This window comes from Nocardia anocheti (assembly GCF_029675105.1).
Lineage (GTDB): Bacteria > Actinomycetota > Actinomycetes > Mycobacteriales > Mycobacteriaceae > Nocardia.
In genome coordinates this window covers 675492-688812 of sequence record NZ_JAQQFV010000002.1, presented here as the reverse complement: position 1 = coordinate 688812, position 13321 = coordinate 675492, and the positions used below count along the sequence as shown (strand labels likewise).

At 68.7% G+C, this 13321-nt stretch carries 18 protein-coding genes and 1 riboswitch; of the genes, 7 read left to right on the top strand and 11 right to left on the bottom strand.

Features of this window, described 5'->3' with window-relative positions; translation table 11 throughout:
- On the bottom strand, nt 1-375 hold the full coding sequence (locus QC180_RS07210) for a hypothetical protein (protein ID WP_278261812.1): 375 nt from the start codon (nt 373-375) through the stop codon (nt 1-3).
- Nucleotides 376-452: 77 nt separating this feature from the next.
- Nucleotides 453-1550 carry a CaiB/BaiF CoA transferase family protein gene (locus QC180_RS07205; RefSeq protein WP_278261811.1) on the bottom strand — a complete coding sequence of 366 codons (1098 nt, stop codon included), beginning with the start codon at nt 1548-1550 and terminating at the stop codon, nt 453-455.
- Between the two features lie 125 nt (nt 1551-1675).
- Here QC180_RS07205 and QC180_RS07200 point away from each other — a divergent pair, with 125 nt between their 5' ends.
- Nucleotides 1676-2158, top strand: a complete 483-nt coding sequence (locus tag QC180_RS07200; protein WP_278261810.1) for a DUF456 domain-containing protein — start codon at nt 1676-1678, stop codon at nt 2156-2158.
- Nucleotide 2159: 1 nt separating this feature from the next.
- On the opposite strand, the gene QC180_RS07195 is transcribed toward QC180_RS07200, so the two are convergent.
- Nucleotides 2160-3029, bottom strand: coding sequence for an amidohydrolase family protein (locus tag QC180_RS07195; protein WP_278261809.1), 870 nt, complete (start codon nt 3027-3029; stop codon nt 2160-2162).
- A 130-nt stretch (nt 3030-3159) separates the two neighbouring features.
- Nucleotides 3160-4548 (bottom strand): FAD-dependent oxidoreductase, encoded by a 1389-nt coding sequence (locus QC180_RS07190; RefSeq protein WP_278261808.1) that lies wholly within the window; start codon nt 4546-4548, stop codon nt 3160-3162.
- A gap of 162 nt (nt 4549-4710) precedes the next feature.
- Here QC180_RS07190 and QC180_RS07185 point away from each other — a divergent pair, with 162 nt between their 5' ends.
- The 3 genes from QC180_RS07185 (at nt 4711) to QC180_RS07175 (ending at nt 6982) form a co-directional block, all read left to right on the top strand.
- A complete protein-coding gene (locus QC180_RS07185; RefSeq protein WP_278261807.1) occupies nt 4711-5169 on the top strand; it encodes an Rv0361 family membrane protein in 459 nt (152 codons plus the stop codon).
- A gap of 45 nt (nt 5170-5214) precedes the next feature.
- A riboswitch (SAM riboswitch) is annotated at nt 5215-5331 on the top strand.
- Nucleotides 5332-5345: 14 nt separating this feature from the next.
- On the top strand, nt 5346-5762 hold the full coding sequence (locus QC180_RS07180) for a rhodanese-like domain-containing protein (protein WP_278261806.1): 417 nt from the start codon (nt 5346-5348) through the stop codon (nt 5760-5762).
- 11 nt (nt 5763-5773) lie between these two features.
- Nucleotides 5774-6982 carry an O-succinylhomoserine sulfhydrylase gene (locus tag QC180_RS07175; RefSeq protein ID WP_278261805.1) on the top strand — a complete coding sequence of 403 codons (1209 nt, stop codon included), beginning with the start codon at nt 5774-5776 and terminating at the stop codon, nt 6980-6982.
- Between the two features lie 3 nt (nt 6983-6985).
- Here the strand turns inward: QC180_RS07175 and QC180_RS07170 are convergent, their stop codons facing one another.
- The 4 genes from QC180_RS07170 to QC180_RS07155 form a co-directional block, all read right to left on the bottom strand.
- A complete protein-coding gene (locus tag QC180_RS07170) occupies nt 6986-7408 on the bottom strand; it encodes a type II toxin-antitoxin system VapC family toxin (RefSeq protein ID WP_278261804.1) in 423 nt (140 codons plus the stop codon).
- Nucleotides 7405-7650, bottom strand: coding sequence for a type II toxin-antitoxin system Phd/YefM family antitoxin (locus QC180_RS07165; protein WP_278261803.1), 246 nt, complete (start codon nt 7648-7650; stop codon nt 7405-7407). Before QC180_RS07165 ends, QC180_RS07170 begins: the two co-directional genes overlap by 4 nt.
- A gap of 81 nt (nt 7651-7731) precedes the next feature.
- The gene (locus QC180_RS07160; protein ID WP_278261802.1) at nt 7732-8829 is read right to left on the bottom strand and encodes an SPFH domain-containing protein; all 1098 of its coding nucleotides are present in this window, start codon (nt 8827-8829) and stop codon (nt 7732-7734) included.
- Between the two features lie 14 nt (nt 8830-8843).
- Nucleotides 8844-9077 (bottom strand): hypothetical protein, encoded by a 234-nt coding sequence (locus tag QC180_RS07155; RefSeq protein ID WP_278261801.1) that lies wholly within the window; start codon nt 9075-9077, stop codon nt 8844-8846.
- Between the two features lie 104 nt (nt 9078-9181).
- Between QC180_RS07155 and QC180_RS07150 the strand changes: the two genes are divergently transcribed.
- The 3 genes from QC180_RS07150 to QC180_RS07140 all read left to right on the top strand — a co-directional run bounded on the left by QC180_RS07150 (nt 9182) and on the right by QC180_RS07140 (nt 11011).
- The gene (locus QC180_RS07150) at nt 9182-9796 is read left to right on the top strand and encodes a DJ-1/PfpI family protein (RefSeq protein WP_278261800.1); all 615 of its coding nucleotides are present in this window, start codon (nt 9182-9184) and stop codon (nt 9794-9796) included.
- Nucleotides 9793-10251 carry a MarR family winged helix-turn-helix transcriptional regulator gene (locus QC180_RS07145; protein ID WP_278261799.1) on the top strand — a complete coding sequence of 153 codons (459 nt, stop codon included), beginning with the start codon at nt 9793-9795 and terminating at the stop codon, nt 10249-10251. Before QC180_RS07150 ends, QC180_RS07145 begins: the two co-directional genes overlap by 4 nt.
- 100 nt (nt 10252-10351) lie before the next feature.
- Nucleotides 10352-11011, top strand: coding sequence for a chymotrypsin family serine protease (locus QC180_RS07140; protein ID WP_278261798.1), 660 nt, complete (start codon nt 10352-10354; stop codon nt 11009-11011).
- A gap of 57 nt (nt 11012-11068) precedes the next feature.
- On the opposite strand, the gene QC180_RS07135 is transcribed toward QC180_RS07140, so the two are convergent.
- The 3 genes from QC180_RS07135 to QC180_RS07125 are packed head-to-tail and all read right to left on the bottom strand — an operon-like array spanning nt 11069 to nt 13316.
- Nucleotides 11069-11617 carry a YceI family protein gene (locus QC180_RS07135; protein ID WP_278261797.1) on the bottom strand — a complete coding sequence of 183 codons (549 nt, stop codon included), beginning with the start codon at nt 11615-11617 and terminating at the stop codon, nt 11069-11071.
- Entirely contained in the window at nt 11614-12231 is a 618-nt protein-coding gene (locus QC180_RS07130; protein ID WP_278261796.1) for an FMN reductase, read from the bottom strand. The genes QC180_RS07135 and QC180_RS07130 overlap by 4 nt, the downstream gene beginning before the upstream one ends.
- Complete coding sequence (locus QC180_RS07125; RefSeq protein ID WP_278261795.1) at nt 12228-13316, bottom strand: LLM class flavin-dependent oxidoreductase; 1089 nt, start codon at nt 13314-13316, stop codon at nt 12228-12230. Before QC180_RS07125 ends, QC180_RS07130 begins: the two co-directional genes overlap by 4 nt.
- Between the last annotated feature and the right edge of the window lie 5 nt (nt 13317-13321).

The window sequence follows — 13321 nt, the reverse complement described above, 5'->3', positions numbered from 1 at the left end:
TCAGCCGAAGCCACACGGCCGGTAGCCGCTCGACGCGGGCAGCAGGGGATCGGGGTTCACGGTCTCGTAGCCCACCCCGAGCAGGAACAGCGCCGACACCACGAAGGCCAGCGTGGTGAACGGCACCGCCACGGCACTGCGCGTCGACGGATACCGGAACAGCAGCACCAGCAGCCAGATCAGCGAGGCGCCGGTGACCACCAGCAGACCGGTGGCGATGCCGGTGAACGCGGTGGCGGCGACGGGGACGGGAATGTCACGGCGACAACCGGTTTCGAGCAGCTGTGCGCGGCGGTTGTCCAGGAATCCCTCGGCGAAGGCGAACGCGAGCAGTGCCGAACCGAAGGTGGCGGCCGCGATGAATGCGGCGAGCACCTTCGGTGGCCGATGGCCGGTGCGGACCCGAATCCTGTCGTCGATAGCCGTCAGACTACCGACGACAGGTCGGGAAATCAGTCAGCCCAGACCGTTTCGATCGGTGTCGCGACCGAAGGCGGCGGAGTGGGGACGCCACCCGGGGTGCGCGAGAAACGCGGGGCGGGCGCGTGCTGCACCACACCGTCGATCTCGATCAGGCCGGTGCGCGCCGCGATGTGCGGGTTCTCGGTGGCCTCGGTGAAGGTGAGCACGGGGGTGGTGCAGGCGTCGGTGCCGTCGAAGATCGCGGTCCACTCGTCGCGGGTCTTGGTCTTGAACTTGTCGGTGAACAGCTTGCGCAGCTGCTCCTGCCCGTCCGGGTCCAGCTGGTTGGGCAGCCCGTCCGCCTCGATCCCGAGCCCGGCCAGCAGCTGCTCGTAGAACTGCGGTTCGATCGCGCCGACGGCCATGTACTTGCCGTCGGAGGTCTCGTAGGTGTCGTAGAAGGCCATGCCGGTGTCGAGCAGGTTGGTGCCGCGCTCGTCGGACCACAGGCCGATGCCGCGCATGCCCCAGATCATGTGCGACAGCGCCAGCGCACCGTCGACCATGGCGGCGTCGATCACCTGGCCCTTGCCCGAGCTCTGCCGCTCCACCAGCGCGGCGAGCACGCCGAACACCAGGAACATCGAGCCGCCGCCGAAGTCGCCGACCATGTTCAGCGGCGGCACCGGGCGCTCACCCTTGCGGCCGATGGCGTTGAGCACGCCGGTCAGCGAGATGTAGTTGATGTCGTGACCGGCACGGTCGGCCAGCGGGCCGTGCTGTCCCCAGCCGGTCATCCGGCCGTAGACCAGGCGCGGGTTGCGCGCCAGCGCCTCGTCGGGGCCCAGGCCCATGCGCTCGGTGACGCCGGGGCGGAAGCCCTCCAGCAGCACGTCGGCCTTCTCGACCAGGTCGAGGATCTTGGCGACGTCGGCGGGGTCCTTCAGGTTCGCCTCGACGATGGTGCGGCCGCGCCACTGCGGACGTTCCAGGAAGCCGGGCAGCTGCTTGGGGCGCTGCACGCGCACCACGTCGGCGCCGAGGTCGGCCAGCAGTAGTGCGGCGTGCGGGCCGGGGCCGATGCCCGCCAGCTCGATGACCTTGATGCCCGCGAGGGGCCCCTGCTTGGCGGTGGACTCGCTGCTCACGCCTGACCTCAGTTCGTCGTCGAACGGTATTGACACTTCGACAATAGCGTCGGGATGGCGGCTCGGGTAGGCCATGGGCGAGAATTCGATGGCGCTACTCGGCGCGGAAACGGGAGGACCCGGTAGTGAGCGTGTGGGGTGAGGTCGTGGTCGGCCTCGTCATTCTCGTCGGCATCGTCGGCGTGATCGTACCGATTCTGCCGGGGGTGATCCTCATCTTCGCGGCCATCGCGGTGTGGGCGTTCCTCACCGGCGGCACCACGGCCTGGACGGTGCTCGCGATCGCCTCGGTCGCGCTGATCATCTCCGGCGTCGTGAAATACACCTGGCCGGGCCGCCGGATGCGCGAGGCGGGCGTGTCCAACAGGGCCCTGCTGGCCGGGGCGATCCTCGGCGTCATCGGCTTCTTCGTGATCCCGATCGTCGGCCTGTTCATCGGCTTCGTGCTCGGCGTCTACCTGGCTGAGCTGTACCGCCTCAAGGTCAACCGGCTGGCCTGGCCCGCCACCGTGCACGCCCTCAAAGGCGTCGGCCTGTCCATGCTGGTCGAACTCTTCGGCGCCCTGGTCGCGGCGGGCGTCTGGTTCACCGGCGCGATCATGGCCTGAGCTACTTCTCGATGACCGGCAGCGGGCGCGTGTGGGCGTCGGCGCTGGGGAGTTGGTCGCGGGGGATCGGGACCGTGGGGTTGTCGGTGCGGGGGATCGGCATGGTGGGGAGTGGGTCCGCCGCGGGGCGGTCGACGGCGGGGAGGCGGTAGAACTCGCGGGCGTTGTCCTCGAGGACGGCGTGCACATCGGCGCCGACGACGCGGCTGATCAGCTCGACATCGCGGTCCTCGAACGGCCTGCCCGCGCGGGTGCCCGGCAGGTCGGTGCCGAACATGAGCGCGCCGGGGTTCACCGCGTGGATGCGGCGCAGCGTCTCGGCCACGTCCATGTCGACGCGGCCGAAGCCGGTGGCCTTCACCCTGGCACCGCGATCCACCAGGTCCAGCAGGTACGGCAGACCCTCCTCGGACATGCCCAGGTGGTCGATCGACAGCGCGGGCAGCTTGGAGATCACCGGTTGCAGCGAGGCCAGCATCTGCCCGTCGATGTAGAGCTCCACGTGCCACCCGGCCAGCTCGTGCGCGCGCAGCGCTTGCAGGGTCATCTCGGTGATATCGGCGGCGGCGCGCTTGAGGTTGAAGCGCAGCGCGCGCACCCCGGCGCGGTCCAGTTCGACGATCTCGTCGTCGGTGGCGTCCAGATCCAGCCGGGTGACCCCCACCCAGTCGGGCCCGAGGGCGGCCAGCGCGGCCTTCAGGTACGACTGGTCGGTCCCCTGGAACGAGGCGCTCACCACCGCCCCACCCCGAACCTCGAAGCGCCGCATGCGCTTTCGATAGTCATCGATGATGTAAGGCTCAGGTAGGTAGCCCTCGTTCTCGATCAGCGGAAACCGCGGATCGATGATGTGGACGTGCGCATCGAACACGTGTACCAGAATGCCTCGAGATCGCCGGAATGGAAGAGTGCGCCCGTGTGAGCAATCACATCGAACGAAAAAAGCCGGTGGTTCCCGGACGTGATGTCCCGGTTCGCACCGGCTCTTCGTGGCGTGTGCCCTAGACCTTGTTCGGCTCCGAGGCGCGCAGCATGTCCTCGCGCTCGACGACCTTCACGCGCTCGCGGCCCTCGGGCTCGCCCAGGGCGCGCTCGTGGGCATCGAGGCGGTACCAGCCCGCCCAGGTGGTGAACGGGATGCCCTTGCTCTCCAGGAACTCGGTCACCGCGTCGAGCTCCGGCTTGGCCGCCGGGGTGAAGTCCTTGGCGTCGTCGAGCAGGCAGGCGATGGTCTCGTTGGCGTCGCCCTTGGTGTGGCCGATCAGGCCGACCGGGCCGCGCTTGATCCAGCCGGTGACGTAGGTGGCGGGCATGAAGCGGGCCGAGCCCTCGGCGGCCTCGTCGACGAGCACGCGACCGGCCTCGTTGGGCACGGTGCCCGCCTGATCGTCGAAGGGCAGCTGGGTGACGTTCTGCGACAGGTAACCCACCGCGCGGTAGATCGCCTGCACGTCCCACTGCTTGAACTCGCCGGTGCCCTTGACGTTGCCGGTGCCGTCGAGCTGGGTGCGCTCGGTCTTGAGACCGACGACCTTGCCGTCCTCGCCGATGATCTCGGCGGGCGACTCGAAGAAGTGCAGGAACAGCTTGTGCGGGCGGTCGCCCTGGTCGCGGATGGCCCACTGCTCGAGGGTGTTGGCGACCATGTCGACCTGCTTGGAGTTGCGGCGCGCCGCCTCCGAGCCCTCGTCGTAGTCGATGTCCTCGGGATCGACGATGACCTCGATGGTCGGCGAGTGGTCGAGTTCGCGCAGCTCGAGCGGGGTGAACTTGGCCTGCGCCGGGCCGCGGCGGCCGAACACGTGCACCTCGACGGCCTTGTTGGCCTTGAGGCCCTTGTAGACGTTCGGCGGGATCTCGGTCGGCAGCAGCTCGTCACCGGTCTTGGCCAGCACGCGGGCCACATCGAGGGCCACGTTGCCGACACCGAGGACGGCGACCTTCTCGGCCTCGAGCGGCCAGCTGCGCGGCACGTCCGGGTGGCCGTCGTACCAGGACACGAAGTCGGCCGCGCCGTAGGAACCGTCCAGGTCGATGCCGGGGATGGGCAGCGCGCGGTCGGCGTTGGCACCGGTGGAGAAGATCACCGCGTCGTAGAACTGACGCAGGTCGTCGAGGTTGATGTCGGTGCCGTAGTCGATATTGCCGAGCAGGCGCACCTGCTCCTTGTCGAGCACCTTGTGCAGGGCGGTGATGATGCCCTTGATGCGCGGGTGGTCGGGCGCGACGCCGTAGCGGATCAGGCCGAACGGCGCGGGCATGCGCTCGTAGAGGTCGATCGACACCTCGGCATCGGACTTCATCAACGCGTCGGCGGCGTAGATACCGGCCGGTCCCGCACCCACGATCGCGATGCGAAGTGGGCGAGTCGCTGCACTCTGTTCGGTCATTTCTACGCGCACCCTTTGGTCGAAAACTGTTGACGGCGTCAATTTAGCTTAGGCTAAATTGACGATCCGGCTGCTGGCAGCATTGCGCCGATTCTATCTGCGGTGTGGTGGCCGCCCGGCGCGCGGTGCGGTTGCCCGCTCCCGGTCTGTCAGGATTACAACATGAACGTGCAGCGATCAGGGCCGGACGAGGAGCCCGTGGTGGTGGATCAGACCGACAAACGATCGGTCGTTCCGTTCGTCGCGGCCGCGGTCATCGCGGTCCTGGTGCTCATCGGCATCGTGCTGGGCGGCGTGCTCTCACCCGCTGAGAAAAATGTCACAGAGGCCGACCGGCTCGCGGCCGCCGTCACCAACTATATCGACGCGCGCTCGCGCAGTGAGCTGCGTCCGCCGCCCGGTGTCGCGTGCCCCGGCTTCGACGAGGAGAAGTCCGGTCTCACCGAGCGCCTCGGCGGCCCGAAATCGGCGGTGACGATCGACGAGAAGGGCTTCGACAAAGCCACCGTCAACGGCGATCGGGCCAAGATCGACGCCACCGTGCGCGTCGGCGACGCACCCTCGACCGGCACCTGGAACCTGACCAGGGTCGACGGCACCTGGCTGGTGTGCGCGCCCTGACCTGTTTGACACGGTGACCAGTGCCGGGGCAATCTCAGATCGCAAGGTCATGAGCGCCAGCGCCAAGCCCCGGCTCGCTGGCCGGCAACCCTCCTCCGCGGTGGGGTGCTCCGGGTGACGACCTGGCCGTGCGCCGGATTCCCGCCGCGGCAAGAGCGGATTCAGTAGGAGGCGACATGACTTACGCTGGCGACATCACCCCTGAGAAGGCGTGGGAGATCCTGACCGAGCACCCCGGCGCGGTGCTGGTCGACGTGCGCACCGAAGGCGAGTGGGCGCAGATCGGCATCCCCGACACCAGCTCCATCGAACGCCCGGCCCACTTCATCGAGTGGGTCGACGGCACCGGCACCCGCAACCCGAACTTCACCGCCGAACTCGAGCGCGCGCTGGACGGGCGCCCCGAGGACGCGCCGGTGGTGTTCCTGTGTCGCTCCGGACAGCGCTCCATCGGGGCCGCGACCGTGGCGACCGCGGCGGGCATCGCCCCGTCGTACAACGTGCTCGACGGTTTCGAGGGTGGTCCCGACGCGTTCGGTCAGCGTGGCAGCGTGGGCTGGCGCGCGGTCGGCCTGCCGTGGCGCCAGGCATAAGGAGACAGCAGATGATCACCGGTGGTTCGTTCGACAAGCCACTGCCCGAGGGCGTCGGCCCCGCCACCCTCGGGGTCCGCGGCGGTCTGCGCCGCTCCGGTTTCGAGGAGACCTCCGAGGCGCTGTACCTGACCTCCGGTTTCGTCTACGAGAGCGCCGAGGCCGCCGAGGCCGCGTTCACCGGCGAGGTCGAGCACTTCGTCTACTCCCGCTACGGCAACCCGACCGTGGCCATGTTCGAGGAGCGCATCCGCCTGCTCGACGGCGCCGAGGCCGCCTTCGCGACCGCCTCGGGCATGTCGGCGGTGTTCACCGCGCTGGGCGCGCTGCTGAAGGCGGGCGACCGGCTCGTGGCCGCGCGCAGCCTGTTCGGCTCCTGCTTCGTGGTGTGCAACGAGATCCTGCCGCGCTGGGGCATCGAGACCGTCTTCGTCGACGGTGACGACCTCGAGCAGTGGGAACAGGCCCTCTCGGTGCCCACCCAGGCGGTGTTCTTCGAGACCCCCGCCAACCCGATGCAGACCCTCGTCGACGTCCGCAAGGTCACCGAGCTGGCCCACGCCGCGGGCGCGAAGGTGGTGCTGGACAACGTCTTCGCCACCCCGCTGCTGCAGCGCGGTTTCGAACTCGGCGCCGATGTGGTCGTCTACTCCGGCACCAAGCACATCGACGGCCAGGGCCGCGTGCTCGGCGGCGCCATCCTCGGCGCCCAGGACTACATCGACGGCCCCGTCAAGAACCTGATGCGCCACACCGGTCCCGCCCTGAGCCCGTTCAACGCCTGGACCCTGCTCAAGGGCCTGGAGACCATGCCGCTGCGCGTGCGCCAGTCCACCGATTCGGCCCTGAAGGTGGCCCAGTTCCTGGAGACCGACAAGTCCGTGAACTGGGTCAAGTACCCCTTCCTGGAATCGCACCCCCAGCACGCCCTGGCCACCGAACAGATGTCCGGCGGCGGCACCGTCGTCACCTTCGAACTCGCGGGCGACGACGGCAAGAAGCGCGCCTTCGAGGTCCTCAACCGCCTGCGCGTCATCGACATCTCCAACAACCTCGGCGACGCGAAGACCCTGATCACCCACCCCGCCACCACCACCCACCGAGCCATGGGCCCCGAAGGCCGAGCCTCCATCGGCCTCAGTGACGGCGTCGTCCGCATCTCGGTCGGCCTCGAAGACATCGAAGACCTCCTCGGCGACCTCGACCACGCCCTGAACTGACGACTATGGCCCGGACCAGGGGTCGATGACCGGCACGCCCGTGGGGCCGAAGTCCTTCACGTTCCGGGTGGCCACCGTCATGCCGTGTTCGCCCGCCGTCGCGGCGATCAGGGTGTCGCGTTCGGGCCGCGGGTCAGGCACGTGCATGCGTGCGGCGCGGCGGGCTACGGCCAGATCGACGCCGAGGATTCTGCCCGCGAAGGTGTCGAGGACGGTGTCTTCCAGCCACGATCGCAGGCGCTTGCCCTGCACGGCGTCGCGTCGCTCGATTCGGCCGATGCCGATGTCGAGCTCCATGATCGTGACCACGCTGAGGTAGAGCTCCGACGGTCGCCGGGCCGTCGCCCACGCGCGGACCGCCGGGTCCGCTGTCCGCGCCGACTTTCGCAACTCGCTCAGGACGTTGGTATCGAGCAGATAGTTCACAGCGACGGAATCCGCAGGTTCAGCCCGAGCGGCGCCGGGTCGAAGTCGATCTCGTCGTCATCGTCCATGCTCAAACGGGCGACGAGGTCCTGGCTGTCGGCGCGGAGCCGCCGGTACTCCTCGATGGAGAGCAGTACGAAGGCCTCTTCGCCACGGTCGGTGATCACCACCGGTCCCTGCTGTGCCGCGCGCTTCGCGGCGCTGACATCCCGGTTGAGCTCCCGGGCACTCATAGTCGTCATCGCGCTCGCTCTCCTCGATGTAGGTACGTACCTACTGTACGCGAAGGGGCCGACCGTTCGGGGACGGTCGGCCCCTTCCGGTCAGTTCTTGTCGGCCTCGCCGTTGGACAGGGCCTTCTGCAGTGAGTTGAAGACCGTCAACCCCTGGCCGACCATTCCGTTGACCAGTTCGCCCACCCCGTCAGGGCCGTTGAGGACGGTGAGGTTGGCGTTGGCGAGGCCGGTGGAGGCCTGTTTGACGATTTCGGGCAGCTGTTCGATGAGCAGCTGGTCCAGGGCGATGCGGTTGTTGGAGGCGGCGGCCTCGGCCTGGATGCGGGTGCGGTCGGCTTCGGCCTCGGCGAGGATACGCACGCGCTCGGCCTCGGCCATGGCGGGCTTGACGACCTCGGCCTGCAGTTCCTGCTCGCGCAGTTCGGCGTTCTTGCGCGCCTGCTCGGCCTGCGCGGTGAGCACCTCCTGGCGGGCGATGGCGTCGGCGAGCGGGCCCGCCTGGGCGGCTTCGGCGCGCGCCTTGTCGATGTCGCGCTGGTACTGCGCCTTGAGGATCGAGGTCTCGCGTTCGTATTCGGCCTGGCGGCGCAGCGATTCCTGTTCGGCCTCGGCGGAGCGCTGGGCGGCCTGGGCCTGGGCGATCTGCGCGTCGCGCTGCACGGCCGCGTTGTGCGGGGCGGCCAGGGCGTTGATGTAGCCGAGGTCGCCGTCGTCGATGGACTGGATCTGGAACGAGTCGACCCACAGGCCGATATTGCTCATCTCCACCTTGGAGGCCAGCAGCACCTCGTCGGCCAGCTTCTGGCGCTCGCGGATGATCTCCTCGACGGTCATCGAGCCGACGATCGAGCGCAGGTGACCGGAGAAGATCCGCCCGGTCAGCACCGACATCTCCTGCTCCTGTTCGGACAGGAAACGCTGGGCCGCGTTGACGATCGACGGCGTGTCGTTGGCGACCTTGAACGCGATCACCGCGCGCACGTCCAGCTGGATGGCTTGCTTGGTGACACACCGTTCGCGGATCTCGGACTCGAACATCGCCAGCGACAGGTACCGCACCTTGCGGAACAGCGGAATCACCCAGGTGCCGCGCCCGATGACCACCCGGAACGGCGCGTTGTCCTTGCTCTTGGCACCGCTGACCAGCATGGCCTCGTCGGGATCGGGAACGTGATAGCCCAGCATGCGAGCCCCTTCTCTCAATTGTCCTGCGGCGGTTGCGGTGCGAGGGGAATCCAGCTGACCACGTCGACGACGCGTCCCGGATGGACCGCGACGATGAGCACCGTCGCGCCCGCCTCGATCGGCTCCTCGGCTCGTGCCAGATAGAGCTCGGTCCCGCCGCGAATCGCGACCAGGACCTCGCCGAGCGCGCCCGCCGCGCGGATCGATGACGTGATGGTGCCCGTCATGCCCTGCACGGGGTCGGTCATCTCGGCTGAACCTCCTTGTCTCGCACCGAATGCGGTGAGCTTACGAAAAGGGGGTTGCAAAATTCTTATTGACAGCATCCTGTCAATAATGACAGCATACTGTCATGACGAAGAAAACAGTCCACGCCGCCGTCTACGACACCCTCGCCGACTGGGAGGCGGGCGCCGCCCTGGCGAATATCGCCGACACCTCCTGGCATCGCGAGCCCGGCGTCTTCGAGGTGCGCACCGTCGGACTCACCACCGAGCCGGTCACCACCATGGGCCGCTTCCGCGTCACCCCCGACCTCGCCCTGGCCGATCTCGATCCCGCCGACAGCGCCATGCTGATCCTGCCCGGCGCCGAGCTGTGGTCCGGTGACGCGCTGAACCCGTTCGCCGAGGCCGCGAAACGCTTCGTCGACGCGGGCGTGCCCGTCGCCGGAATCTGTGGCGCCACCGTGGGTCTGGCGAGGGTCGGCCTGCTCGACACCCGCGCGCACACCAGCAACGATCCGGGAACCCTGGTGGAGACCGGCTATTCGGGCGCCGAGCGCTATGTCGACGCACCGGCGGTCACCGATGGCGACGTGATCACCGCGAATGCCATGTCCCCCTTCGAATTCGCGCGCGAGATCTTCGCCCGGCTCGATCTCTACGAGCCCCCCGTGCTCGACGCCTGGTTCCAGCTGTTCGCGCACAAGGACCCCTCCGCCTATGCGGCACTGGCCGCGCGGTGACGCCCGAACAGGATCTGCTCGACGGCGCCGCCCTCACCGTCTACCGCCTCAACGGCCAATTCCTCACCATCGGTGACGGTTTGGCGGCACCGTCGGGGATCTCGGTGGCGTGGTGGCAGGTGATGGCGGCGGTGCAGCAGCAGCCGCTGCCGGTCGCCGGGATCGCGCGCGCGATGGGGATCACCCGCCAGAGCGTGCAGCGGGTGGCGGATCTGCTGGTGGCCGAAGGGATCTGCGAGTATCGGCCCAATCCGGCGCACAAGCGGGCCAAGCTCGTCGCCATCACCGAGGTGGGCCTGGCCGCCATCGAGCGGATCGGTCCGCAGCACGCCGCCATGGCCGAGCGTCTCGCCGCCCTGCTCGGTCCGGCCGAGTTCGCCGCGACCGTGGCCACGCTCACCCGCCTGTCCGCCGCGCTCGACACCATCATCGCGGGCGCGGATCAGCCGGGATGACGCCACGCGGGTGCCTTCTGACATGGACTGATGCGACCTTGCTATGGTCTCGATCGCACGATCGAATTCGCCCGGAACCAGCGCACGGATCGGATCGAACATGTCGAAGACACTCGCGGCGGCAGGCGCCGTCCTGGCCGTTCTCGGAGCCCTCACGGCCGGACCGATCGGAACCGCGCACGCCGCGGACCCGGCGGTGCTCGGCGGTGGTTCCGGCATCCTGGTCGACGGCGCGACCTGCACCCTCACCACCATCGGCCACGATTCCGGCGGCAGGCTGGTCGGCCTCACCGCCGCGCACTGCGGGCCGGAGGGCGCGGGCATCGTCGCCGAGACGAACCAGGAGGCGGGCACCGTCGGTACCGTCGCCTATCGCAGCGAGGCCATGGACTACTCGGTGATCACCTTCGATCCGGCCACGGTGGTGCCGGTGAACCGGGTGGGCAACACGACGATCACCGGCGTCGGCGGGCCCGCGCAGTTCCCGGATATCGCCTGCAAGGAGGGCCGCAGCACCGCGCAGACCTGCGGTCTCGCCTACGGTGACCCGCTGGAGTCCGGGATCGCCACGCTCACCCAGATCTGCGTGGTCTCCGGTGATTCCGGCGGTCCGGTGGTGGTCGGCTCCACGCTGGTCGGCATGGTCAACGGGTATGTCTACGTGCCCTGCCTCGGCCCCGAGGTCGGCATGAACATCACCGCGATCCTCGCCGACATCGACGCGCGCGGCGATCTCGGCGCCGGTTTCCGGCCGATCTGAGCGACGGACACGACGAAGCCCTCGCCATGATCGGCGAGGGCTTCGTGGCGTCGGGGGTCAGCTCTGCAGGGCTACCTCGATCTCCAGGGTGAGGGTGATCTTGTCGCCGATCACCGTGCCGCCGTCGGGCAGCGGCATGTCGATGTCGAGCCCGAACTCGCGCCGCGAGACCACGGTCTTGGCCTCGAACCCGGCGACCGGGCCGTTGCCCATGCCCGGGTTCACGCCGAGGAACTCGACCTCGAGCGAGACCGGCTTGGTGTTGCCGCGCACGGTGAACTCACCGTCGACGACGAAATCGCTGCCCTCGCCGCGGAATCCGGTGGACGTGAACGTCATCACCGGGAACTGCTCGGCGTGGAAGAAGTCGGCGGTGCGCAGGTGACCGTCGCGCTGGGCGTTGTCGGTGGTCAGCGAGTCGACGCGGATCTCGGCGTGCGCGGAGGCGGAGCCGTCCTCGCCGATGACGAGCGCGCCGTCGAAGTCGGTGAAGCGGCCGCGGACCTTGCTCACCATGAGGTGGCGGACGGAGAAGCCGACGGTGGAGTGGCTGGCATCGATGGTCCAGGTGCCCGCGGTGAGGCCGTTGGCGAGTGCGGTGGTCATAGGGAACTCCTTGTGGGGGTGAGGTTTCCGGCTAGCAGATCTTCGAAGGGGGTGGTTTCGGCGTAGGGGTCGACGGTGCGGGTGCGGGACCGTCCGGCCAGGAGTTCGGTGAATTCCTCGGCGGCGCGGTCGATCCGGCGCTGCAATCCGTCGCCCGCGCCGTCGCCCCAATCCGTGGACGCCGCGTAGACGGCGGTCGGGACGACGACCGAGCGCAGGTAGGCGAACAGTGGTCGCAACGCGTGTTCCAGTGCGAGCGAATGCCGTTCGGTGCCACCGGTGGCGCCGAGCAACACCGGCATCCCGACCAGCGACTCCGGTTCGAGGACGTCGAAGAACGTCTTGAACAGGCCGCTGTAGGAGGCGTTGAAGATCGGCGTCACCGCGATCAGGCCGTCGGCGCCGACGACCCGGTCGATGGTGCTGCGCAGTGCGGGGGAGGGGAATCCGGCGACGAGGTTGTCGGCCAGGTCCCTGGCGTGTTCGCGCAGGTCGACGAAGTCGAGTTCGACGTCGCCGCCGCGCGCGGTGGCCGCGGCGAGTCGTTCGGCGAGCAGCCGGGTCGAGGAGGGCTGGGACAGCCCGGCCGAGACCACGGCGATGCGCTGGGTCATGCGGCGACCTCCGTGTCCTTGGCGGCCAGCAGCGACGCGTGCGTCGGCGCGTCGGGCACGTGCGCCGGGCGTCCGGCGGCGAATTCCTTGCGCAGCACGGGAATCACTTCCTCGCCGAGCAGGTCGAGCTGTTCGAGCACGGTCTTCAGCGGCAGGCCCGCGTGATCGACCAGGAACAGCTGGCGCTGGTAGTCGCCGAAGTTCTCGCGGAAGGTGAGCGTCTTCTCGATCACCTGCTGCGGGCTGCCCACGGTCAGCGGGGTCTGCTCGGTGAACTCCTCGAGCGAGGGTCCGTGCCCGTAGACCGGCGCGTTGTCGAAGTACGGCCGGAACTCGCGCACGGCGTCCTGGGAGTTCTTGCGCAGGAACACCTGGCCGCCGAGTCCGACGATCGCCTGGTCGGCGCTGCCGTGCCCGTAGTGCTCGTAGCGGCGGCGGTAGAGCTCGATGAGCCGCTGGAAGTGGTCGGTGGGCCAGAAGATGTGGTTGGCGAAGAAGCCGTCACCGTAGTAGGCGGCCTGCTCGGCGATCTCCGGGCTGCGGATCGAGCCGTGCCAGACGAACGGGGGGACGTCGTCGAGCGGGCGCGGGGTCGCGGTGAACGACTGCAGCGGGGTGCGGAAGCGGCCCTGCCAGGTCACCACGTCTTCGCGCCACAGCTTGTGCAGCAGGGCGTAGTTCTCGATGGCCAGCGGGATGCCGTCGCGGATGTCCTTGCCGAACCACGGGTAGACCGGGCCGGTGTTGCCGCGGCCGAGCATCAGGTCGACGCGCCCGTCGGCCAGGTGCTGCAGGGTCGCGAAGTCCTCGGCGATCTTGACCGGGTCGTTGGTGGTGATCAGCGTGGTCGAGGTCGACAGCTGGATGCGGTCGGTGCGGCCCGCGATGTAGCCGAGCATGGTGGTGGGCGAGGACGGCACGAACGGCGGGTTGTGGTGCTCGCCCATGGCGAACACGTCCAGGCCCACCTCCTCGGCCTTCTGCGCGATGGTGGTCATCGCCTTGATCCGCTCGCCCTCGGTGGGGGTACGGCCGGTCGTCGGGTCGGTGGTCACGTCACCCACGGTGAAGATTCCGAACTGCACTGGCC